The sequence below is a fragment of the Gimesia algae genome, assembly GCF_007746795.1.
GTDB lineage: Bacteria > Planctomycetota > Planctomycetia > Planctomycetales > Planctomycetaceae > Gimesia > Gimesia algae.
On the sequence record NZ_CP036343.1, the window covers coordinates 4,033,956 to 4,055,710 of the forward strand.

Sequence of the window (21,755 nt, forward strand, 5' to 3'; positions counted from 1 at the left end):
ACTTTGCAATTCTGCCTGTTTTTGATATCGAGGGTTTCTTTACGACCATTGATTTGTCAAAATACACAAGCCCTGTTCCCTGGAACGGTGTTTTCGATTATTTACCTGATTTAACGGTACTCAACTCTGGAGTAAACATAATGGTAGTCAGTTCCGATTCCCCCTTTAACGGCGAAACCAGCAGACGTGATTTCCTGAAGTCATCTTCAGCCTGGGGGTTTGCTGCCTTGACAGCAGGTTCTCTGATTTCAGACACCACTTTCGCAGCAGGTGTTCAGAAAAAAGAGGTTCCTGAGCATCTAAAACTGAGTCTGGCCGCCTATTCTTTCAACCGTTACATGCAACAGAGCTGGCCAAAAACCCGTGAGAGAAAAACACCGGCCACCATGACCATTCAGGACTTCGTCCGCTATTGTGGCGAACAGAAACTGGATGGCTGCGAACTGACCAGCTACTATTTCCCTAATCCAGTCAATGAAGATTACCTGAAAGAAACACGCGACCTGGCAGGCTCACTGGGACTAGCTGTATCAGGCACAGCCATCGGTAACGATTTCTGCCTGCCCAAAGGAACCGCCCGAGATGCACAGCTGGAAATGACCCGTAAATGGATTGATTATTCTGCGATCCTGGGTGCTCCCGTAATTCGCATTTTCGCCGGTAAGGTTCCCAAAGGGGGAAATGAAGCCGAAGCGATTCGCATCTGCCAGGCAGGTATTAATGAATCGCTGAAGTATGCTGAGAAAAAAGGCGTCAGTCTCGCATTGGAAAATCATGGGGGAATCACTTCGACACCCGGGCAGATGATGCGAATCATAGATGGCATCGATAAAGCCCCCAATTTCGGAATCAATTTCGACAGCGGTAACTTCCGTACAGAACATCCCTATGAAGATCTGGAAAAAATCGCGCCACTGGCCATCAATGCCCAGATCAAAGTGGAAATGGGGGCCCGTGGAAATCAGGTTCCCGCCGACATCCCCCGAATTATAAAAATTCTGAAAGACGCTCACTATAAAAACTTCGTTGTTTTGGAATACGAAGCCAAAGAAGAACCGAAGGAAGCGATTCCCGGGTATTTAAAACAACTGCGAAAATTGATCTGAAAGCTAATCATCTTCCTGTCCCGCTATTGATCACTAGAAATACTGTCATGGATGAAACCGAAACGGATCCTCAGGAGAAAGATAAAAAACGCGCATTCTGGAATCATCAATTACCCCTGGAACGAGAGACCTGTATCTTTATTCTGGTCAATGCGCTGGATGTCTTCATGACTTACCTGCTGCTGGTAACCGGCAATTTCCGGGAATCTAACCAGTTGGCGAATTATTTTATCGCGGGCTGGGGCATCAAGGGCATGGTTTACTTTAAGTTTACCCTGGTTGCAGTAGTAACAGTGATTGCCCAGATCGTAGCACGGAAAAAAATGTCGACGGGTCGCAATCTGCTGAATTTCGGTTCGCTGATTGTCGCCGGAGTGGTTATTTACAGTTTTGCCCTTTTTATACGTTCGGGCTATCTGTTTAATTAGTTGTGATTATAACCAGAGGCGACTCTATCATGCTTCGGCACTGGGTTCCGTCAAACGAATCAGACCGGCGAACAAAATAGCCGCCGTCTCGATGCGCAAGATCCCTTCACTCAGCCTGACAGATTTTGCTCCCTTTTCCTGCGCAGACTGGAGTTCGTCTGGCGTAAAGCCTCCCTCCGGACCAATCAGGATGACCACCGGTGACTCTGGCTTTTCACTCAGTTTAAACAGATCGATTCCACAGCCCGCCGGATCAGCAATCAACAGGCGGCACTCGGTCTGGTTGATCTCTGACAGGAATGTATCCCATTTCTGTACCTCAGCCAGTTCCATAAGTTGAATCTGCCCGGATTGTTTGGCGGCAGAAACGATTGTCTGTTGTAGTTTTTTCAATCGATTATCACCGGGATCCACACTACTGCGTTCGGTCAGGAGGGGAACCAGTTTTGTCACGCCGAGCTCCGCTGCTTTCTCAACAAGCCAGCGAAAGCGGTCTCCCTTGGGAACGGCAGTCGCCAGAATTAAGGGAACCTGCGAACTGGTCGGAGCAGCATGTCTTAAAGTCACCTGTATTTCGACTGTTTTCCGGGAGGTTTTGCTGATAACCCCTTCTGCTTCCGCTCCCCTTCCATTAAACACCAAAACGGTATCACCAGTTCGCATCCGAAGGACATGCAGCAGATGATGTGCTTCGCTACCTTCCAGCAGAAGCGTATCCGCATCAAACAACCCGTCATAAAAAAAACGATGTGGCATATTTGTTCTCGGTATAGACCAGCTCGGAAATACTTTAAGCTCTTTAAAATACGTAAGTTGAGAAAAATCAGACAACTCAGGCGGGGTTCGGTCATGCCGATAGCACTGAATGACCGATTTTATCAATAAGGAGAGTTTTTTAGATCAGAATAGTCTCTTGATACTTCTGAATCATCGTACTCTCAATTATGGATGGTATCTCTCTTCTGACATATTCTGCAAGGAGTAGAGATTCAGAACACGCAGGTTCGAACTCTAAATTCAAACAGGTCAAAAAAGAATCATGTATTGCGATTTCTGGAATTTGACACAGGCTCCCTTTAATCAACGGCTGGATCTGGAATACTTCTTCGAAAGTGAAATCCACGAAGAGGCGTTGGCACGCTTATTGTTTATTGCAGATGAACAGAAAAAATGCGGTGTCCTCAGTGGACCAGCGGGAACAGGAAAGACACTCACTCTGAAAGTCTTCCAGCAACTGTTAAAAAGAACCCCGCATCAATGCGAATTGATCGATCTGATCGGCCTGCGAGAAGAGGAACTGCTCTGGCAGGTATGTGCCAGCTTACGTCTGGGACCGGCTCTCGATACAAAATTACCACAACTCTGGCGCCAACTGTCTGATTACCTGATTGGCTTACAGCTGATTCAAGGACGCCAGATACTGCTGTTAGATCATGTTGATCAGGCCTGTGCCGAATGTATTCCTGCGATTGAGCGGCTGCTGCATATCGGTAACCAGCAATTCCCTGCTTTATCATTGGTCCTGACTCTGAATAACCTGAAAACAACTCACTTAGATAGTATCTCCCGTCTTTCCGATCTGTCTATCGAACTGGATCGCTTCGAGCAGGAAACAACGGAGAGATATATTACGTCACGCTTAAGCTGGTCGGGTTGCCAGACTGATCTCTTTTCTTCCGCAGCATACAAAGAGATACAAGCGGCCAGTCAGGGGATTCCCGAAAATATTAACCAGATTTGTGATCTGGCATTACTGGCAGGTTTTGAACAGAGCCTGCCAACAATCGATGCAGATGTCATCAAACGTGCCTGCCACGAAATAAAAGGGGCTCCCGTTTCCAGAAACCGCATTTCCGAAGTCATCGAGCGTGTATAAAATACAGAGTTATTTCTCTCGTTCGATACTCTCTTAAAATGTTGACTCATATGCATGTCTGTCTGTTTGATATTGATGGCACCCTGATCGATTCTGGAGGTGCAGGCCAGCGATCTATCCTGCATATGCTGGAGGAGGAATTTCAGGTTACGGCGCCTGTGGAAGGCATTCCCACTGCAGGCCGTACCGATCATTCGATCATGGTTGACCTGTTTGAATACTTCAATATTGCCAACACCAGTGAAAACCGACAGCGCTTTGAACAGGGTTACCTCACGTTACTTGCCGACAAGTTGCAAGAGCATAATGGTCGAGTCTTGCCAGGTATCAGAGAGATCCTGGAATCCCTTTCCCGGCGGGTGAATGTCGATCTTGGACTGCTGACTGGAAATTTCGAACAGGGCGCGAAACAAAAACTGGCACACTACGAGTTGAATCATTATTTCGACTTTGGCGCCTATGGAGATCATCATGCAGATCGGGACGATGTCGCACATGAAGCACTAAAACAAATCCGGGAACGGCATGCAGCTGAGTTACTGGAACAAACTTCCGTCTGGGTTTTGGGTGACACGCCCAATGATATCAGCTGTGCTCGTGCAATCGGTGCCAACGTGATTGCCGTTGCCACAGGTGTTTACTCTCTGGAAGAACTGCGAAAATGTGAACCAGATTATCTGTTTGAGCATTTTGAAGATGTACAGCCTGTTTTGAGTCTCTTTGACCCACCTGAATCTCTGACCTGAGACAGCATACGTCCGTAATGAGAGCGATTTAAAATAACGTCTTCTGCTCCTGAATCGGAGTGAGACAATCCGACGAATCATGAGACACTTTATTGACCTGTGAGCTGACCGGATAAACCTGCATCTCCTCTGCCGGGTAAGTCTGCAGTATTTTTTGCAGCTGTGGAGCGGGCGTCGTTTCCGAACTTAACCAGCGGGCATACTGATCTGGTTGTAAGATGACAGGCATGCGGGGATGAATCGGTTCCAGCAATGGATTCGCTGCAGTGGTTAAGACAGCGCACGTATCGAGTTCAGTGCCATCAGGGCTCTGCCATTGTTCCCACAACCCTGCCATCGCGAACAGCGGTTCCTCGCGTAGACGCACACACATCGCCTGTCGGGAGCGGTTTCCTGTACTCTTCCATTCATAGAATCCATTGGCGGGTATCAGACAGCGTCGAGAGCGAAACGCATTCTTAAACGCCGGCTTTGAAGATGCTGTTTCAGAGCGAGCATTAATCATCGCCTGTCCGGGAGCTGGGTCTTTAAACCAACCAGGAATTAATCCCCATTGAAAATGCCGGACCTGGTACTCCTGTTGATCTTGAATGATGGCCATCACAGGCTGGGACGGTGCGATATTATACCGAGGGGAGATCCGCGGAAACGTCACCAACTGAAACAGCCGCATGATTTCTTCATCGGGTGAAAACAGGAAAAACCGGGCACACATAATCTCTATGAACCTTCATTTGTTTTGAAAGTACAATATGCTACTGTTGCAGAAAGCCTGAGACGATATTTTAGTTTAAATGATCTGAAATCGAAATACTATCTACTTGTGATATCAGTTCTCCAGCTGATCAGTACAGAAAGGAAGAGAGGCCATGAACCCGTTACGAAATATCGGAAATACCGAAATTCAAATCACCCCCATCGCTATGGGATGCTGGCCGATTTCGGGTGTCACCAGTGTGGATGTCACAGAACAGGCCAGCCTGGCCACACTGAACGCGGCATTTGAATCCGGGATCAATTTCTTTGACACTGCTTATTGCTATGGCTATGCGGGGGAAAGTGAGCGACTGATTGCCCAGGCTCTGGGGGACCGACGGGACCAGATTGTGATTGCAACCAAGGGGGGCATTCACTGGGAGGGTACAAAACAAGTGCGAGATGCATCACCATCCCGAATCAGGCAGGAGTGTGATGAAAGCCTGCTTAGACTGAATACAGACCGGGTAGAGTTGTACTATCTGCATGGGCCTGACCCTGAAATCTCAGTCAGCGAATCAGCGGGTGCTTTCCAGGAGTTATTAGCCGCTGGAAAAATCCGGTCCGTAGGTGTGTCGAATTTTACTCTGGAACAGCTTCAGGAATTTGCCGGCATCTGCCCCATTTCAGCGTATCAGCCCCGCTACAATATGTTGCAGCGCGACATTGAGAAAGACCGTCTGCCGTGGTGCATAACAAACAATGTCTCCGTGATGGCTTACTGGCCTTTAATGAAAGGGTTACTTGCAGGAAAGCTTGCCCGAGATCATCAGTTTGCGCCGGAAGATGGACGCCAGAAGTATCCCATGTTTCATGGAGAGGAATGGGAGAAAAATCAGGACTTCCTTGAGGTACTGCGAACACTGGCAAATGAAATGAATCGAACGGTGGCTCAAATTGTAATTCGCTGGACCATTCAGCAGACGGGAATTACGTGTGCCCTGTGTGGTGCAAAACGCCCTGAGCAGATCAAAGAAAATGCGGAAGTACTCACTTTTGAGCTGTCAGACTCTCAGCTCATTTCCATCAATCGTGCCATTGAACAACGGGGCACGATTCTCTCTTGAGAGATGTATTCAGCACTGCCACTTATGGCAGAGTCAAACCTTCACGAATCGAATAACGAGCCAGTTCGACACGATCATGAATTCCCAGTTTGTGCATGATCCGATATTTATGGCTGTCGATCGATTTCTCCGAGAGATGCATGGAGCGAGCGACTTCTTTCACACTCATCCCTCTGGCCAGATGCCTGAGCACTTCAATCTGTCGGGAAGTCAGAGAGGTCAGCATGCTTTTTGACTGAATCGAATACCGATCTTTCTTGTGGTCAAAGATCAGTCGCTCCTGGACCGATTGTGAAAAACAGTATTCTCCGCGAGACGCCTTTTTAATGGCATGGATCAATGATTCGATCGGCTCCCCTTTGAGTAAGTAACCTTTTGCATTTACTCTCAAAGCCAGTTCAATGAAGATGTCTGAAAGATAACCCGTCAGAAAGATCATTTTGGTATTTTTCAATCGAGAGGCAATCTCTTCGGCAATATCAAAAGACCCACGCCCAGGTAATTCTACATCCAATATAACAACATCGGGTTCTGTCTCCAGAATCAATGCCAGTCCATCATCGGCATTAGTGGCTGTACCTACAACTTCGATATCAGGGTCCCGCTGAAACCTGGAGACGATTGAGTCTACCAGAACCATGTGATCATCAACAAAAACAACTCGAATCAAATCTGTGGAAGTTAACATGCTGGATGGCCCTCGTGTAAATGACAATGAGAATTCAAAGATATCAATTAACTAATGGTTCAATCTTAATTCTGCAGCTACGACTCGTACTTCTGACTCTCCAGAATATCTCGACATTTCTTTGAAAGCGCAAGCACATCGCTGGTAGCGGATTCAATCGGAGGAACTAAATCCCGGAGGACGCCTGCTAGTTCCGATTCAATTTCGCTAGATGACAATCCGCCAAGATAGTCATGTTGACACTGTAAAATTGTTAGAAAGTTGTTTAATCGGTGACATGTCGTACGAACGTCTTGAGCAAAGTCAAAACTGTCTTGATGTGAAATCTGTCCCATTGACAAGCTGTGCCTTTTATTTAGGGGCAACTACATAAGTATATCAGCATACAACAATGTTGGACTGAATCAGTTTTTTTGACTTCGTTCATAGATATGAAAATTCATGTTCAGCAAGGTCTTAGCCTGATGTTGGTTCTCAGAAATGAAATAATCTCGGTCTGAAGAACTCACTCTATATCGCTTAGCAGAATCTTAATGGTAAGCAAAATCGAATTGTTTCCTCAACTCTAATCTGTGAGATCTGTCAGATTTTAAAGTATCTCCCCTACACTATGATCGTCATTTCCACTGTCTGTTGTGACCGATTCCCACAATAGAACACTGGACATTCATATCCACCATCAGTACTAATACCCATAAACTCTTATAAATAAGCCAACTAGATCTCACTTAGAATTGCAGGAGGGATTCCCATGCTTTCAGTGAAGGTCGATTTCCCGAAGCTAAAAGTACCAGTTTTCACAAGGAGGGATATTCCTTAATTCAGCGGGGATCACCTCCTCTACAGTCCTTACAGCCGGAATACTCAGTCATTACAAACAATGCGAAGAATTATAATTCAGAATATCGTGTTGATATTTTGGCACATGCATTTTTTCGTGATCTATGCTCTAAGTGCACATTTACTTTTCAAGCATTGTTCGTCATCTGACTTCTGTTGTGCCTTTTGAGCAACAGTCGTGAAGACCATCGACAACATGACTTCTACAAAATACTCAGAATAACTGAATCACTGAAGTTGAATGATTCTCAGGAAACAGGAATTAGATAATGACGTCAACCAGTATCGTCGGTAAGTCTGAACTCACCGCAGAATTTGTAAATCCTATCATTAGCGCAACCATCTCTGTATTTGAAATGATGCTGAGTTGCACACCGAAACGAACCGGTTTGAGCCTGAAACAGGATCTCATTCCCCAGCACGAATTAAGTGCAGTCATTGGAATTTCTGGCAAAGTAGCCGGGACGCTCGTATTAAGCCTTTCCAAGAGCGTCGGCATAGGCGTCCTGGATCGTATGGTTGGCATCTCCACAGATGAAATCGACGACGATGTCTGTGACGCTGTCTGTGAATTAGCAAACATGATTGCGGGATCAGCAAAGGCACAGCTGGAACACCTGGAAGCCTCCATCAGTATTCCCAACATTATTACAGGCAAGGGACACACAGTTCATTATCCGTCCAATGTTTCTCCCATTTGTATCGCTTTTGACTCAGAGATCGGGACCTTTTCTATTGAAGCAGGATTTTCTGATCGCTAAACGACCTGTTTGACTAAAACGTAATTTTTGAACGACCAATCGAATTAAAAATAGATAAAGGCTACTCCCATGAAAATTTTACTTGTAGATGATTCCGGCACAATGAGAACAATCCAGAAACGATGCTTATCGAAACTGGGGATTGAAGATGTGACAGAAGCAGAAGACGGCGTTCAGGCATTAGAACTGTTTGTTGCCTCGAGTTTTGACATCGTGTTAAGCGACTGGAATATGCCAAACATGGATGGCCTCCAGTTGCTGAAAGAAATTCGTCAGCGTAATAAAGATATTCCCGTCATCATGATTACAACAGAGGCAGAGCGTGCCCGAGTCGTCACAGCGATCCAGGCAGGTGTTTCTGACTATCTGGTTAAGCCATTTACTCCCGACAGTTTGAAAAGCAAACTGGAACGCTGGGTCACATCCAACGCTTGAAACAAGATATAAGATTAATGAGGCCGTCTCATCTGAAATTGAATCGGCATAAGCTAACCGTAGCCAGCTGATGAAAAACAATATCTAAAGCGACAGCTATTCAAATATTGATTTGCATTTCCACAAAGGTCACTGAAAATGATTTCTCCTGAAAAAATCTGGTCTTCTGATCAATTACCAACTTTGCCTGCTGTCGCTGTAAAGTTACTGGATCTTTCCAAGAACCCAGATACAGATATCAAAGAAGTTATTGAAACGATTAAAGCAGACCCGGCGATTACTGCAAAAATTCTGAAAGCAAGCAATTCTTCATTTTTTAGTTTAAGATCGGAATGCAAAGGAATTGAGCGGGCTGTCCCACTGCTGGGGACGATGGTCGTTACCTCACTGGCATTGAGCTTCTCGCTGTCTGAATCGGCAATTACCCACGGGCCACTCAAATCTCGATTTGACTCATATTGGAAACAGTCCATCATCCAGTCGGCTGCTGCAGAACTGCTAGCTACTAAAGCCGGTTTTGATTTAAAGTATGACAGCTTCCTGATCGGGCTGCTGCAGGATATTGGCCACCTTGCCATGCTCAGATCTATTCCGACAGATTTATTATCGGTTCTGGAACAGGCCGAGAAAGAACAACGTGAAACGGTTGAAGTAGAATCAGCAGAACTGGGAATCAACCACACAGAGGTGGGTGTTAAAATGATGGAACGCTGGCAATTGTCAGAACAGTTCCAGACTGCAATCCAACATCACCATGACTCAGTAGCACAACTGAAAACACTTGAATCACACCCTGACTTCAACCTGATTATCATCATCGCCACATCGGCAGCAATTGGTGACTACTTCTGCTCCCCTAACAGTGGTCTGGCATTACAGAAACTTCAGGATTTAACATCTGAGTTTTACAATATGCCACACGATGACCTGCATGGCTTTCTGGAGCAGGTACAGGCACGCTTCGAAGAAGCTGCTCAGATTTTTGCGGTCAACATGGATGATATTGAATCCCCGTTTGAAATCATGGCCAAAGCAAACGAGCAACTGGTTCAGATGACCATGAAAGCCCAGGTCGACACAACACAGGCGTTTGCCCGGCAGGCTGTTATTGAAGAACAAAAAAACAAACTGGAATCAGAAAATAAACAGCTCCAGAGCAAAGCCATTCATGACCCACTGACCAAAACCTACAACCGCAGCTATTTCAATGAAAATTTTGAGAAGGAACTCTATTCCTGCTCTCGTACTGCACAACCGATCGGCATTATCTTTTCCGATATCGATCGCTTCAAAAATCTGAACGATACTTACGGGCATCAGTTCGGTGATCTGGTATTACAGCGTGTAGCCAAAGTCGCCAGTGATTCGACGCGACGTTCGGATGTCTTCTGCCGTTATGGTGGTGAAGAGTTTGTCATCATGGTCAATAATCCTTCTGAGAAAGGAATTCACGATCTGGCAGAACGACTCCGCAAACTGATCGAAAACGAAGTCATCGAATTCGAAGGAACCCGAGTCCCGGTCACCGCCAGCCTGGGGGCCGTTGTAGGGATCCCTCCCAGGGATTTAACCGGATTTGCAGAACGGCTGATTGCCGAAGCAGATGAAGCTATGTACGAGTCCAAAGAGAATGGTCGAAACCAGGTACATATCCGTTCGATTATTACCAAAGATGATCAGGAACTGCACAAGTTAATCAAACGTTGCCGCTTCAGTCGCTGGTTGGTGACAAAAGCAGTTTTTGATATACCCACCATATCCAAAGCATTACTCAAATGTCCACAGCAGCAAACCCAGACTCGAATCGGTGAACTCGCCATCGCAGAAAAAATGATCTCCGAGGATGGTGTTTCCAAAATCCTGGAACTGCAGCAGCTCAAGGGTATGCGATTTGGAGAAATCGCGATTCAGCAGAATTTCCTGACACAGGAACAGACGGCCTATCTGCTGGCCTTACAGGTCGAACCACCGATTGTACTCGGGAAAACTTTAATTTCGCTGAATTTGCTGGAAAGCGCTCAGACTGCTGAACTAATCAAGCAATATCTTGCAGAAATGAAACCCTGTTCAATACCAGCGGGTGAGCATCAGAATCAGTTAGCAAATTCGTAAATTCAATTTGGATTGAGGCTGATCTGGATATTGTACCCAATTGCGGATCATGCCATAATCCACAGTTTTTACATTCCGCCAGTAAACAAGCAGAGTTCTTGTTTTCCAGTTCACAACGAAAATGGATTTTCCAGATTTAACCCACTTACATTAATCCCCAAACTACGGAGGGCGATTGAGATGAACTTAATCGCTGATACGTCTACGCAACTGGATGCAACACACTTAGTATCCACAACAGAACAGCCGCACTCAGATCAGCATGCTCACGCTGAGCCACCTGCCTTCTACAGTGTCATTCCGTTTGCCTTGCTATTGCTGTGTATCGCTTTTCTTCCCTTGATTCACAAAACGGAAGAATGGTGGGAGCATAACAAAAACCGACTGCTGGTCGCTGTCAGTCTCGGGCTGGTCACGCTGCTCTATTACACATTCGTCTATGGCCATGGTGTAATTGATCACGGAACTCACGAGATGTCTGCTCCCGGGTTCCCAGCTGCGATTGTTGTTCTTAAAAACGCATTACTGGTGGAATACATTCCGTTTATTGCCCTGCTCTTCAGCCTGTATGTGATCAGCGGTGGTATTGCCTTCAATGGAAATCTGGTCGGCCGCCCAAGGTTGAATACCGCCATCCTCGCCATCGGTGCTGCAATTTCCAGTTTCATTGGAACCACCGGCGCAGCCATGTTACTGATTCGTCCACTGCTGAAAGCAAACGCAAAACGCGATTATGTGGCTCATACCATCATATTTTTCATCTTTGTCGTCTGTAATACCGGCGGATGTCTGTTACCAATTGGAGACCCTCCCCTCTTTCTGGGGTTCCTGAGAGGTGTTCCGTTCACATGGACACTCAATCTGTGGCCGATGTGGCTGGCAATGAATCTCTGCCTGCTGGCGATTTATTTCGTCTACGACAGCATTCGCTATAAGAAGGAAAACCGGGAAAAGGTCGAAGCACCGCCGGAAACCATCGAGCCTTTCGCACTCCGAGGCGGGCTTAACTTTCTCTGGTTACTGATGGTGATCTTCTGTGTCGCCTTGCTTGATCCATCCAAACCGGTTCCTTACACAGATGGCTGGCATGCTCCCCACTTTCTAAGGGAAGTCTGCATGTTTGGTCTCGCAGGTATCTCCTTACTCACCACATCTAAAAGTATCCGGGTACAGAATTCCTTCAATTATGAAGCCATTCTGGAAGTCGCAGCGTTATTTGTCGGGATCTTTATCTGCATGCAGGCACCCGTTCAAATCCTGAACGTTTATGGAGGCTCTCTGGGAATTGATGCCCCCTGGAAATTTTACTGGGCCACAGGCACACTCTCCAGCTTCTTAGACAATGCCCCTACCTATGTGGTCTTCTTTGAAACGGCCAAAGCTGCTCCTACACCTGGATCTGAGATTGCGGGAGTGAATGAGCTTGTACTCATCGCCATCAGTCTGGGGTCTGTCTTCATGGGTGCGATGACATATATCGGAAACGGTCCTAACTTCATGGTCAAAGCCATCGCCGAAAAGAATAACATCCGCATGCCCAGTTTCTTTGGCTACATGGTTTACAGCTGTATTGTATTACTTCCCCTGTCGCTCCTGTTAACGATTGTGTTTCTGCTTTAAACAGACGCCGGAATCAATAATAAGTTCAATGAAAACAGGCAGCCGAAGAAGACTTCTCCGGCTGCCTGTTTTCAATTTTCTATTCCAGTTTGCTGCAGTTTCATTTCTGCTTCTTACCGGCGGCTACTTTCTTTAAGACATATTTCCGCGCCACAGGCTGATTCACTTCGTAAATCTTATCTTCCAAAGCCAGAGCAGCAGCTTCACTCTCCTGAATCGTTTTTTCCTGAGTAGTCAGTTGCTTCTTCAGTCCCTCCAGCTTCTGGGTGTTCTTCTCACCTTCCTGTGCATCCAGTTCGCGTTTCAGGCGTGCAAACTGCTGGAATGTACGCCAGCTGTTACGTTTATTTTTTACTGGACCGTTATTGCGTTCTTTATTCAGCAGCGCCACTTTCATTGCCTGCTGATATTGAGGTGTTTTTGAATTGCCCTGTAACTCAATATGCTGTGCTAAAGTGGTATTGGAATACTGACCAGCTACTTCACCGTCAATCGTCAGTTCATAGCGACCAGCAGGCAATCCGTGAATCGACAGAGCTTCCTGGCTCATGCGATGTCCCAGCTTCGTCAGTTCCGCTCCCAGCTGTGCTTCTTCCGGCACGACCCAGGGCAGACTGTCCGCCAGCCAGGTAAAAGAAACACCATCGTCATCATAAGCCAGGTCAGTCAGTTTTCCGCCTCTTGCAGTGGCGACCGGCTCTCCATTGGCTTTTTCACTGATCGTAATACGGGATACCTGACGTTTCACATTCATGTCAGAGAGCAATGCAAAAGCCATCACGACCTGACCCGGAGCATCAGGATGAACGGCATCACGGATAATGGTAAAGTCGGGATCTTTCTGCCGTGCCGCTATAGTGATGTTATTCAAGGGGCCATACATGTCGACAAATCCAAAACCGGATTCCGCTGCCACTTCCCGCAACCAGGTTCCATAATAGGCCAGTACCGAGTTATACAACTCCACAGCACTGGGATCCCGTTTCCGCTTACCCATTCTTGCCGCCCGAGCATCGAACATCGTAGGGGTCATCAAGATGGGCTTGGCATTGATCGCTTCAATTTTAGTAATCAGCTCTTTCATGTCACTGTAATAGGTCTGAAAGATTTCTTCATTGAATGGCTGATACTGCCCATCATTCATCCCCAGCAGAATGGTGACATACTTGGGTTTATAAGCAGCCACATCCCGATCAAAACGCACCAGAGCATCCCAGGCCTTGGCTCCTCCAACACCCGCATTATGGAATTTCAATCGCATTTTGGGATAACGTGTGTAAAAGAAGTCTTCCACGTATTGCGTATACAGACACTGGTGAGTAATGCTGTCACCCAGAAATACAATGGAATCTCCCGATTCCAGCTCCAGTTTTGACAAAGGTGCTTTGTGAGCCTGCTGCTGTGCTTCCTGAGCCTGCAACAGACTGGCTGTTATTAAGAATAGCCCCAGCGTAATGGTATAGACCAGCTTTGTTATGACCATTGAAAATCTCATGTTGTTTCCCCTGCTTCAAATATAGAATGGAGACCTGTATACGGAATCATGCAGGTCGTTTGACATAAAATAATTCTTCCAGCCCCTGGACCGGGTACAAGCTAATGTCCTGTGAACCGCTTCGTTTTGCAAGCGCCAATTCATTTTGACAGCTTAATTTGAGTCAATTCAGGAGCTACCGATCTGCCATCGTTCATTCACTTTTGAGAACTTTCATTCCTGGCGGATACAGTAGTGGAGTGGGGTCTGCCAGTGGCAGCTCCAGTCGATCTGCTGTCTTTTGATCGAGAAATACGGCGGCTACCGGATCAGCAAATACCAGTTGCCATTGCGGATTATTTAACAGACCGTTGATTTCGTTTCGCGAAAATCGACTGTCCAGAATGATCGCGGGAAGTTGCCCGTTTTCGTCTTCCAGTAGATAAGCCCAACCAGACATGTTATACGACATCTGCTGTTGAAACTGTTCGTACAACTGAAAAGTCTCTTTGGAATTGACTTCCAGCCGACCATCGAAAAATACTTTTCGCTCAGGCCCGTTATGAAATATATAAACGGCTGCCTGCCCATTATTCGAAACAAATGCACGATCGGGCATCCCCGGCTGTCCCGCGAATTCTGAAGCCGCGTGTGCATACCATGCTTCCTGCTCCCCCAGCCCCAGAACTTTCTCTTCTCCCCCCCACTGATGCCAGTAACCGCTAAATACACTGATCATTAGAAACAGGAATATGAGTGCGCTGCTCCCGTTTTGAAGTAACGATTCCTCAAAATATCGGAGTGAACTCCCGGCAGCTGGTACTCCCTTAGCCTGTACTCTCCTTGACACAGCCATCCGTACCCAGTCCGATAAATTATCACTTAAGATCATTCCCGAAATCAGAGCAAAGATCGCTGTATTTCGCGAAGCCTTCAATGCCAGATGTGTAAAGGCCATGAACAACAGAATCCGAAACGGGTTCACACGTCTGGAGATCAACAGAGGAATAAAACTGCAAAAAGTCAGTATCGCCAGCAGAACCTGCGAGAGTAGAAACAGGTTTCCCAGGCCATGCTGTCTGATGAAATCGAGCGGCCGTTGAAATTCACCGACTCTCACGGAATAAAAAGCCTGATCGACAGAAAACTTTTCATACAGCGTCAGCGGGAACAATACACCCTGCTCAAAATAAGGGTTTAGAAAACAGGCAATCACCGTCAATACGCCTGCTCTGACCAAAGTGATAACAGACAGCGAATCACTGGGCGCTTCGATGCCAAATCGCCCCTGTGCCCAGTGTCGAATCAGATAATCGAGCACAAACAATCCACTGACCACCAGCCCCAGCACAAATAATGCATGACTGTTGACCCACAGGAATGTGATCAGGGGAATCAGATAAATCAGTCTGGGATGCGAGGGCAGACGACTGATGACATACATCCAGACAGCAAGATACAGCAGTGATAACATTTCAGGACGAACAACAGAGCGACCGGAAAGACAAATTACTGGTAAGACCCAGCACAGCGCTTTCCAGCAGGCAGACAATGATCTGCCCGAAGCATACCAGGCCACACCAATTGTCAGAGCCAGGCAGAACGACTTGGCTAAGATCAGTAAATCTACTCCCCCCCAGCGATAAAGCCAGGTCACCAGGATTTGAAAACCCCAGTGCAGATCAATCCAGGGACGATCATAATCGATGAAAGTAAACCAGTCGAAATACGGAACAGTACCGCGTTCCAGAATCAATTGCCCTGTCCGCAGATGCCACCAGATATCCATATTCCGTAACGGAAAGCAGGCAACCAGAAACGTCCAGATCAGCAAGAGCGATAAAAAGAATAGCTCTATGGGTAGAAGACTCACACGTGGAAACAGGGAAGATTGCTGATCCATTTGCACAGCAAGACCAGCCGCTGGCGGCACAGCTTCCCTTGTTTTTCTGGAAACCCGTTTTTCAGCCTTGCTGGAAGACTTTTTTCCTTTACGGGACATATCATTATCGCCTTTTCGGACCTCATCAGAAAGAAACAGTGACTCTCAACAGATATTGTAACGCAGGTCCGGTCTCTAAAAAATAAACATCGTCCCTTTGAAGATGAGATTCTCGACAGAGTGATTCAGAGTTAATCATCGCAGTCGAAGAGTCTGAGCCCGACTAAATCGGCACACGTTTCTGCTGCGAATGCGGGGACCAGTCAAACTGATATGCTTTCCCCAGTTGCAGGCGTGTCAGATAGATCATTTGATGTGTGTGGCCAACAAAATGGGAAACCGTATGAGAAATGGCTCCCAGAACTGTCACCGTGAACCCCTGGATCTGACGTGTTTCCAGTAACTTCTCTGGCGAAAGCGACTGAATGACGGCGCCTGCCTGCGCAACGGTCTGATTCATCAATCCAGTTAACTCATTTAAGGAGAGTCTGACATCTGCGCGGAATTCCAGGTCACGTTGTCGCTCATCCTTCAGGTCAGGAATTCCTTTGACGGCCCACTGATTCAAGTTGCCGCAAATATGCAGAATCAGATTCCCAATGCTGTTAAGCTCCGGTTCGGGTCGCCACCAGATTTGATCGGAATCAAGCTGGTTCAGACAGTGCTCGATTTTATGAACAGACTGCTCCAGTAAATGGATTGATTCTAATATATATTCGCGGGTAATCTGATCGGCAGCAGATGGCATCTTCTGGTGATTTCCCTACACTGTGGAGACCTGTATCAGCCTGCTGCGGGCTAAGTCAAACGTGGTCCTAATGAATTTGCCAGGTGGTTGATAATACCGGCGACAGCCCCCAGATATTTATTCCCTTTGGAACGTTCAATTTCACAGGAACTGGAGGAAGGCTGTAAAGCGCGACTCTTTGCAATCTCACACATCTTATCGAATACGTCATCACGCAGATCGAACAATCGTGCAGTAATAAAGATGTTCGCCGGATTGAAAATATTGATTGCCGCAGCAACACCAATAGCCAGGAACTCAATCGTGTGATCCAGCTCGGGAGTAATATCTAGTTCGCCCTGCTTGACCAGCTCTGCAATCGCTTCGAATTCGAGGTCCTTACCAAGTCGCTTCGAAACGTAATGGGTCAATGCTAAATCGGTGGCAACGGTTTCCAGGCATCCCAGATTTCCACAACCACACATGCGTCCCCCTTCGGGTTCAACTGTGATATGTGCAATTTCACCAGCCAGACCATGTTGGCCATCCAGCAACTGCCCCCCCGTGAAGACACCCATCCCAAATCCCGATGTGACATCCAGGTTAATAAAATCTTCCACAGACTGACCTGCTCCATAGGTCTTCTCTGACAGACATAACGAAGTCGATTTCTGTACGAGCACACATTCCAGATCGGTACGGCTGGCGATGTCGATCGCAGGAGCCTGTCCATCAACAATATGCAGGTTCGAAGCCAGGAAAATACGACCATCGTTACTGTTAACCAGACCAGGCACGGTAATCCCGACACCCAGCGCAGGAATCTCTTCCTTTTCAACCAGATTCAGAATCTTACCCGAAATAATTTCAATCAGCTCTGAATAGCTCTGTGGTGTTTTAAAGCGATCCAGTTTGTCTTCATGCAAATGACCGTCCAGACCGGATGCCACAATCGAACAATAATCCCATTCCAGAACAACCCCAATCACCTGTGCACTGAAACGGGGGAGTTGTAACAATTTGCCCGGTCGCCCTACAGAAAACTCAGCCGTCTCCCGTTCTTCGAGCAGCCCGGCTTCCAATAGAGCACTGACGGCTTTCGATACTGTAGGGGCACTGATTCCTGAGCAACGCATGACATCAGCACGTGTTAATGTTCCCTGGCTCTGGATAACTTCCAAAACCTTACGAACGTTCATTTTTCGTAGTAAGCTCGGTCGGTGTGGGGATTGCATAGTCACTCTACGTATATAGAAAGAAATGAAGTTAACAACGACAGGTTGCCAGATAAATTCAACAAATCACTTGAACATCATTAAAAAGCGAGAACAGGCCCTCATCAGACTGGCGCAACTTGGCGAGTGAAAGCTGCAGAAAAGTGAAACGTCCTGTCGCTGTGACTTAATATAATACGGAATCTTCACATAATTACAAACGCCCCGCAAAATAATGGTATTCATTTTTTCATGTTAGTGATTTTGCCGCCTCGGTTTCAGATATGAAACCGGATCTATCAATTCATTCAGATCAGTACGTAAAAAGACCCGATTGACCAAACAGAAGTCAACTCGGGCCTGCTTGAGTTGGCATCTACCAGGTTTGATCAACCGGGTTACTTATTTAGCTGACATTGGTGATAAAGACTATAAATATAGATTAAAATCAGCCGGGACCTCCGTAGTTCCCGATGACTTCTATAGAAAGTATAAACTACAGTTGAAGTGAATGTGTGGAGGTAACTCCCTGCATATTGGACAAGCAGATCGATTTAATTTCATACCCTTCCGATTATTCCGAATAGTGTCAATTCAAACAGGTATCCTGCTTGCGAATACCTTGCGAATACATAGACTAAAAAACGGATTTGAGGGAAAGGATCAACCGAAAATCAGGTTTTCTTTCATACGAGTTCAGTCGGACGTAAGTGGGACCGGATTTCGAAAAATGCAATCTTCTGGCTAGACAGCTCCGCCTGGAGTAGTTCTGCGGGTAGTTTTGATGTGAAGGAAAAAGTCTCACAACAGAATTCTGTCGCAAGACTTTATGATTTGGATGGAACGGAAACTAAAACTTCTATCAGTCGCCAGAGACCAGAGACTCGTTATAAACATGTAAATCGCGGGTTGGATAGGGAATGTTGAAACCTCGCTCATCAAAGCCCAGTTTGATCCGCTCTATCAGGTCCCAGCGTGTCGTCCAGAAATCTGCATTGTTCACCCAGGGACGCACAACAAAGTTCACACTGCTGTCACCCAGTTCATTTACGGCGACAACGGGTGCAGGGTCAGAAAGTACCCGCTCATCTCCCTGCACGACTTCTTCCAGAAACGACTTGACGGCCCTCAGATCATCGTCATATCCACAACCAATCACCAGATCGATTCTTCTGGTCGGCTTTTTGGAAAAATTCCTGATCGTTCCTCCGGAAATCTGGCCATTCGGAACCACAATCGCAATATTGTCGCCGGTCCGCAGATGGGTGGAGAAGATCTGGATTTCTTCAACTATCCCCGCCGTGCCACCTGCTTCAATATAATCACCCACGCGAAATGGTTTGAATAAAATCAGCATCACTCCCGAAGCAAAATTTCCCAGTGTCCCCTGGAACGCCATCCCAATCGCAAAACCAGCTGCCGCCAATACCGCAGCCAGGGAGTTCGTATTGATTCCCAGTTTTGAAATCGCAGCCAGAATCACCATCACCATCAAGATAGAATAGATGATGTTTGACAGAAAACGAGCCAGCGTGTCATCGACCTTCGCCTGTTTCATCAATCGGTTACAGAATCGACTGAGAATGTTGGTAATCCACTTACCCACCAGAAATATCAGCAGGGCCATTACAATATTAATGCTTAAATGGGTTCCTTCCCTTGCCAGATATTCTTTCACTGTATCCCAGACTCCACTCACTGCATGCAGTGGATCTTCTGCCGTTACAGGCTTTTCCTCTGCGAAAATAATCGACCACATAGACGGGTTCCCTCTGTTAGAAATGAAAACGGAGATGCTCCAGAAACCCGTGTACGCTGGATATTTCCATATACCAGGCCGAACACACGTCGCTGACAGGCAAGATTCTAGGGTGTTTTCTGATTGAGTCCAACTTTGAATTTCATTATTTTGCAAACCAAATTCAGACTGACAAGTCAGCTCCAACACACTACAATCGGCCATCATGCCCAGCATAGCCGGTTTTGATTTCGAATTGATTTTTCGCAGGAAGCAATCTGGAATGTTTATCTCTCTCCGCTCCGTTCTTATCGTCAGCTCGCTGGCTCTCCTGACCTACTCCCCTGCACCCGGCTCACTTTCAGCCGCCGAACAGGCTCCCGCAGCAAAAGACACAACAAAAATTCTGGTCACGGTAAACGGTCATCCAGTCACTCAGGCGGATCTGGATTTCGCGACGCTCACCCGTAGAATGGCCGGCGATCTGAAACCAACCCCTGCAAAAATTCTGGAAAGCCTGATCAACCAGCGGCTGATCCAGGACTTTCTGGCAGATAAGAAAATCACAGTCCCCGCTGAAATCCTCGATCAGAGTGTGTCCCGCGTCCGAGCACTCATGCAGAAAACAGGCAATGATCCGGATCAGGTCCTGTCTAAAATGAACTTCACGCCGGAAAAACTGCGTGCTGCCATCGAACTGCCACTCGCATGGAACATCTATGCCAGCAGTCAGATCACACCGGAAAAAATCCAGCACTACTTCAAAGAGCATCAAGAAGAATTAGATGGCACCCGGATCGAAGCCAGCCATATCTTATTAAAACCGGAAGATCCGTCGAATCAGGAATCCGTCGACAAAACCAAAGCACAGCTTACAGACATTCGTAAACAGATCCTCGAGGGAAAACTCACATTTACAGAAGCAGCGGCACAATACTCAACAGCCCCCAGCAAACAGGAGGGGGGTAAACTGGTCATGTCCGCCTACCGGGGCAAAATGCCTTTGATCTTAACTCAAAATATCTTTCCACTCCAGGAAGGCTCCATCAGCAAACCCTTTCAAACTCCGTTCGGCATTCACATCGCCCGACTCAATAAGAAACATCCCGGACAGTTCAGTCTGGAAGATGTCCGCGGTGAAATCTATCGCAGCCTCTCACGCGCCCTCTGGGAGAAAACGATTCAGTCATTACGCAACTCTGCCAAAATCGACTGGAAAATCGATCGCCCCAGCTGATCTCATAGTTGCATACATCCTCCCAGGAATCGTTCCATGTCAGAGCAGAGCCTGTTTCAAACAGTTATAATCGAAGGCAATCAGCCCGGTCCTCATCTGCTGATCCTGGGTGGTATTCACGGTGATGAATATGAGCCGATGGCTGCGGTTCGCAAATTGATCACAAGCATCGATAACACCAGATTGACCGGCAAAGTCACCCTCGTCCCTGTAGTCAATGAACCCGCTTACGAACGGACCAGCCGAACAGGACCGGACAACCTGGACCTGGCCCGCACGTTTCCCGGATCGCCGGAAGGCACCATTACCGAACAGATCGCCAGCCAGGCGACGCAACTCATTCAGTCGGCCGACTACCTGATTGATCTGCATACGGGGGGCGTGATTTCCAACCTGGCCCCCTTCTCCGGTTACACGCTTCACTCCGATCCCGCGATCCGCGATACACAGCGCAGGATGGCGCTGGCACTGAACCTTCCTGTGGCCTGGGGAACCTCAGCCAATCTGGATGGTCGCTCGCTTTCCGCAGCCCGCGACCTGGGTGTCCCCGCCATCTATGCAGAATGGGGTGGCGGTAGTGGCTGTAATCAGGCAGCCGTCACAGGCTACACGTCAGGCTGTCTCTCCGTGATGACGGAACTGCAGATGCTGGAGTATTCAATCGAACGAAAACCGGTTCTGCATCACATTGAAGACGACCGCAGCGAGAGCGGACATCTGCAGCTGCAAAACAATGCTCCAGAAACAGGCTTCTTTGAGCCTGCCGTAAACCTGATGGATCTGGTACAGGCCGGCGACCCACTGGGAACCATCACCTCCGTCACCGGCGATCAGGTTACGACTGTTTCAGCAAAACAGACCGGCGTGATCCTCGGGCTCCGCACATTACCTTACGTCGAACAAAACGAATGGCTGGCAGTCATTCTGGAAACAGAACGCCATTAATCAGTCCGCGCGACATGTAACACTGAAACAGCATGGAAGGATC

At 47.2% G+C, this 21,755-nt stretch carries 19 protein-coding genes; 11 read left to right on the forward strand and 8 right to left on the reverse strand.

The genetic code is table 11. The features are described from left to right. Positions 1–140 precede the first annotated feature (140 nt). Together Pan161_RS14850 and Pan161_RS14855 are read left to right on the forward strand one after the other, a co-directional pair. Entirely contained in the window at positions 141–1,106 is a 966-nt protein-coding gene (locus Pan161_RS14850; RefSeq protein ID WP_145228298.1) for a sugar phosphate isomerase/epimerase family protein, read from the forward strand. 47 nt (positions 1,107–1,153) lie between these two features. Further along, a complete protein-coding gene (locus Pan161_RS14855) occupies positions 1,154–1,534 on the forward strand; it encodes a DUF5658 family protein (RefSeq protein ID WP_145228300.1) in 381 nt (126 codons plus the stop codon). A gap of 27 nt (positions 1,535–1,561) precedes the next feature. On the opposite strand, the gene Pan161_RS14860 is transcribed toward Pan161_RS14855, so the two are convergent. After that, on the reverse strand, positions 1,562–2,290 hold the full coding sequence (locus tag Pan161_RS14860; protein ID WP_145228303.1) for an RsmE family RNA methyltransferase: 729 nt from the start codon (positions 2,288–2,290) through the stop codon (positions 1,562–1,564). A 283-nt stretch (positions 2,291–2,573) separates the two neighbouring features. Here Pan161_RS14860 and Pan161_RS14865 point away from each other — a divergent pair, with 283 nt between their 5' ends. Together Pan161_RS14865 and Pan161_RS14870 are read left to right on the forward strand one after the other, a co-directional pair. Then, on the forward strand, positions 2,574–3,410 hold the full coding sequence (locus Pan161_RS14865; protein ID WP_145228306.1) for an ExeA family protein: 837 nt from the start codon (positions 2,574–2,576) through the stop codon (positions 3,408–3,410). A 38-nt stretch (positions 3,411–3,448) separates the two neighbouring features. After that, complete coding sequence (locus tag Pan161_RS14870) at positions 3,449–4,156, forward strand: HAD family hydrolase (protein WP_145228308.1); 708 nt, start codon at positions 3,449–3,451, stop codon at positions 4,154–4,156. A 28-nt stretch (positions 4,157–4,184) separates the two neighbouring features. On the opposite strand, the gene Pan161_RS14875 is transcribed toward Pan161_RS14870, so the two are convergent. Then, on the reverse strand, positions 4,185–4,871 hold the full coding sequence (locus Pan161_RS14875) for an SOS response-associated peptidase (RefSeq protein ID WP_232103232.1): 687 nt from the start codon (positions 4,869–4,871) through the stop codon (positions 4,185–4,187). 154 nt (positions 4,872–5,025) lie between these two features. Between Pan161_RS14875 and Pan161_RS14880 the strand changes: the two genes are divergently transcribed. Continuing rightward, the gene (locus Pan161_RS14880) at positions 5,026–5,979 is read left to right on the forward strand and encodes an aldo/keto reductase (protein WP_145228312.1); all 954 of its coding nucleotides are present in this window, start codon (positions 5,026–5,028) and stop codon (positions 5,977–5,979) included. Between the two features lie 22 nt (positions 5,980–6,001). On the opposite strand, the gene Pan161_RS14885 is transcribed toward Pan161_RS14880, so the two are convergent. Then, positions 6,002–6,667, reverse strand: a complete 666-nt coding sequence (locus Pan161_RS14885) for a response regulator transcription factor (protein ID WP_145228314.1) — start codon at positions 6,665–6,667, stop codon at positions 6,002–6,004. A 1,109-nt stretch (positions 6,668–7,776) separates the two neighbouring features. Here Pan161_RS14885 and Pan161_RS14890 point away from each other — a divergent pair. The 4 genes from Pan161_RS14890 to Pan161_RS14905 all read left to right on the forward strand — a co-directional run bounded on the left by Pan161_RS14890 (position 7,777) and on the right by Pan161_RS14905 (position 12,435). Further along, a complete protein-coding gene (locus tag Pan161_RS14890) occupies positions 7,777–8,268 on the forward strand; it encodes a chemotaxis protein CheX (protein ID WP_145228316.1) in 492 nt (163 codons plus the stop codon). Positions 8,269–8,337: 69 nt separating this feature from the next. Continuing rightward, a complete protein-coding gene (locus tag Pan161_RS14895; protein ID WP_145228318.1) occupies positions 8,338–8,703 on the forward strand; it encodes a response regulator in 366 nt (121 codons plus the stop codon). 138 nt (positions 8,704–8,841) lie between these two features. Continuing rightward, positions 8,842–10,815 carry a sensor domain-containing diguanylate cyclase gene (locus tag Pan161_RS14900; RefSeq protein ID WP_145228320.1) on the forward strand — a complete coding sequence of 658 codons (1,974 nt, stop codon included), beginning with the start codon at positions 8,842–8,844 and terminating at the stop codon, positions 10,813–10,815. A gap of 180 nt (positions 10,816–10,995) precedes the next feature. Next, positions 10,996–12,435, forward strand: coding sequence for a sodium:proton antiporter (locus tag Pan161_RS14905; protein ID WP_145228322.1), 1,440 nt, complete (start codon positions 10,996–10,998; stop codon positions 12,433–12,435). A gap of 100 nt (positions 12,436–12,535) precedes the next feature. Here the strand turns inward: Pan161_RS14905 and Pan161_RS14910 are convergent, their stop codons facing one another. From Pan161_RS14910 to Pan161_RS14930, 5 genes are all read right to left on the reverse strand, one after another. After that, on the reverse strand, positions 12,536–13,930 hold the full coding sequence (locus Pan161_RS14910; protein WP_145228324.1) for an SGNH/GDSL hydrolase family protein: 1,395 nt from the start codon (positions 13,928–13,930) through the stop codon (positions 12,536–12,538). Between the two features lie 193 nt (positions 13,931–14,123). Further along, positions 14,124–15,911, reverse strand: a complete 1,788-nt coding sequence (locus Pan161_RS14915; protein WP_145228326.1) for a hypothetical protein — start codon at positions 15,909–15,911, stop codon at positions 14,124–14,126. Between the two features lie 163 nt (positions 15,912–16,074). Next, positions 16,075–16,599 carry a DUF1572 family protein gene (locus Pan161_RS14920; protein ID WP_145228328.1) on the reverse strand — a complete coding sequence of 175 codons (525 nt, stop codon included), beginning with the start codon at positions 16,597–16,599 and terminating at the stop codon, positions 16,075–16,077. Between the two features lie 50 nt (positions 16,600–16,649). Then, positions 16,650–17,813, reverse strand: coding sequence for an ROK family transcriptional regulator (locus Pan161_RS14925; protein WP_145228330.1), 1,164 nt, complete (start codon positions 17,811–17,813; stop codon positions 16,650–16,652). Positions 17,814–18,654: 841 nt separating this feature from the next. After that, positions 18,655–19,551, reverse strand: a complete 897-nt coding sequence (locus tag Pan161_RS14930) for a mechanosensitive ion channel family protein (RefSeq protein ID WP_145228332.1) — start codon at positions 19,549–19,551, stop codon at positions 18,655–18,657. A 205-nt stretch (positions 19,552–19,756) separates the two neighbouring features. On the opposite strand from Pan161_RS14930, the gene Pan161_RS14935 reads away from it, so the two are divergent. Continuing rightward, positions 19,757–20,767, forward strand: a complete 1,011-nt coding sequence (locus Pan161_RS14935; RefSeq protein ID WP_145228334.1) for a peptidylprolyl isomerase — start codon at positions 19,757–19,759, stop codon at positions 20,765–20,767. A gap of 36 nt (positions 20,768–20,803) precedes the next feature. Continuing rightward, entirely contained in the window at positions 20,804–21,712 is a 909-nt protein-coding gene (locus Pan161_RS14940; RefSeq protein WP_145228336.1) for a succinylglutamate desuccinylase/aspartoacylase family protein, read from the forward strand. Positions 21,713–21,755: the final 43 nt, after the last annotated feature.

Coding starts and splice junctions, on each gene's coding strand:
- Pan161_RS14850 (WP_145228298.1), top strand. CDS start 141: ATGGTAGTCAGTTCCGATTCCCCCTTTAACGGCGAAACCAGCAGACGT.
- Pan161_RS14855 (WP_145228300.1), top strand. CDS start 1,154: ATGGATGAAACCGAAACGGATCCTCAGGAGAAAGATAAAAAACGCGCA.
- Pan161_RS14860 (WP_145228303.1), bottom strand. CDS start 2,290: ATGCCACATCGTTTTTTTTATGACGGGTTGTTTGATGCGGATACGCTT.
- Pan161_RS14865 (WP_145228306.1), top strand. CDS start 2,574: ATGTATTGCGATTTCTGGAATTTGACACAGGCTCCCTTTAATCAACGG.
- Pan161_RS14870 (WP_145228308.1), top strand. CDS start 3,449: ATGTTGACTCATATGCATGTCTGTCTGTTTGATATTGATGGCACCCTG.
- Pan161_RS14875 (WP_232103232.1), bottom strand. CDS start 4,871: ATGTGTGCCCGGTTTTTCCTGTTTTCACCCGATGAAGAAATCATGCGG.
- Pan161_RS14880 (WP_145228312.1), top strand. CDS start 5,026: ATGAACCCGTTACGAAATATCGGAAATACCGAAATTCAAATCACCCCC.
- Pan161_RS14885 (WP_145228314.1), bottom strand. CDS start 6,667: ATGTTAACTTCCACAGATTTGATTCGAGTTGTTTTTGTTGATGATCAC.
- Pan161_RS14890 (WP_145228316.1), top strand. CDS start 7,777: ATGACGTCAACCAGTATCGTCGGTAAGTCTGAACTCACCGCAGAATTT.
- Pan161_RS14895 (WP_145228318.1), top strand. CDS start 8,338: ATGAAAATTTTACTTGTAGATGATTCCGGCACAATGAGAACAATCCAG.
- Pan161_RS14900 (WP_145228320.1), top strand. CDS start 8,842: ATGATTTCTCCTGAAAAAATCTGGTCTTCTGATCAATTACCAACTTTG.
- Pan161_RS14905 (WP_145228322.1), top strand. CDS start 10,996: ATGAACTTAATCGCTGATACGTCTACGCAACTGGATGCAACACACTTA.
- Pan161_RS14910 (WP_145228324.1), bottom strand. CDS start 13,930: ATGAGATTTTCAATGGTCATAACAAAGCTGGTCTATACCATTACGCTG.
- Pan161_RS14915 (WP_145228326.1), bottom strand. CDS start 15,911: ATGTCCCGTAAAGGAAAAAAGTCTTCCAGCAAGGCTGAAAAACGGGTT.
- Pan161_RS14920 (WP_145228328.1), bottom strand. CDS start 16,599: ATGCCATCTGCTGCCGATCAGATTACCCGCGAATATATATTAGAATCA.
- Pan161_RS14925 (WP_145228330.1), bottom strand. CDS start 17,813: ATGCAATCCCCACACCGACCGAGCTTACTACGAAAAATGAACGTTCGT.
- Pan161_RS14930 (WP_145228332.1), bottom strand. CDS start 19,551: ATGTGGTCGATTATTTTCGCAGAGGAAAAGCCTGTAACGGCAGAAGAT.
- Pan161_RS14935 (WP_145228334.1), top strand. CDS start 19,757: ATGCCCAGCATAGCCGGTTTTGATTTCGAATTGATTTTTCGCAGGAAG.
- Pan161_RS14940 (WP_145228336.1), top strand. CDS start 20,804: ATGTCAGAGCAGAGCCTGTTTCAAACAGTTATAATCGAAGGCAATCAG.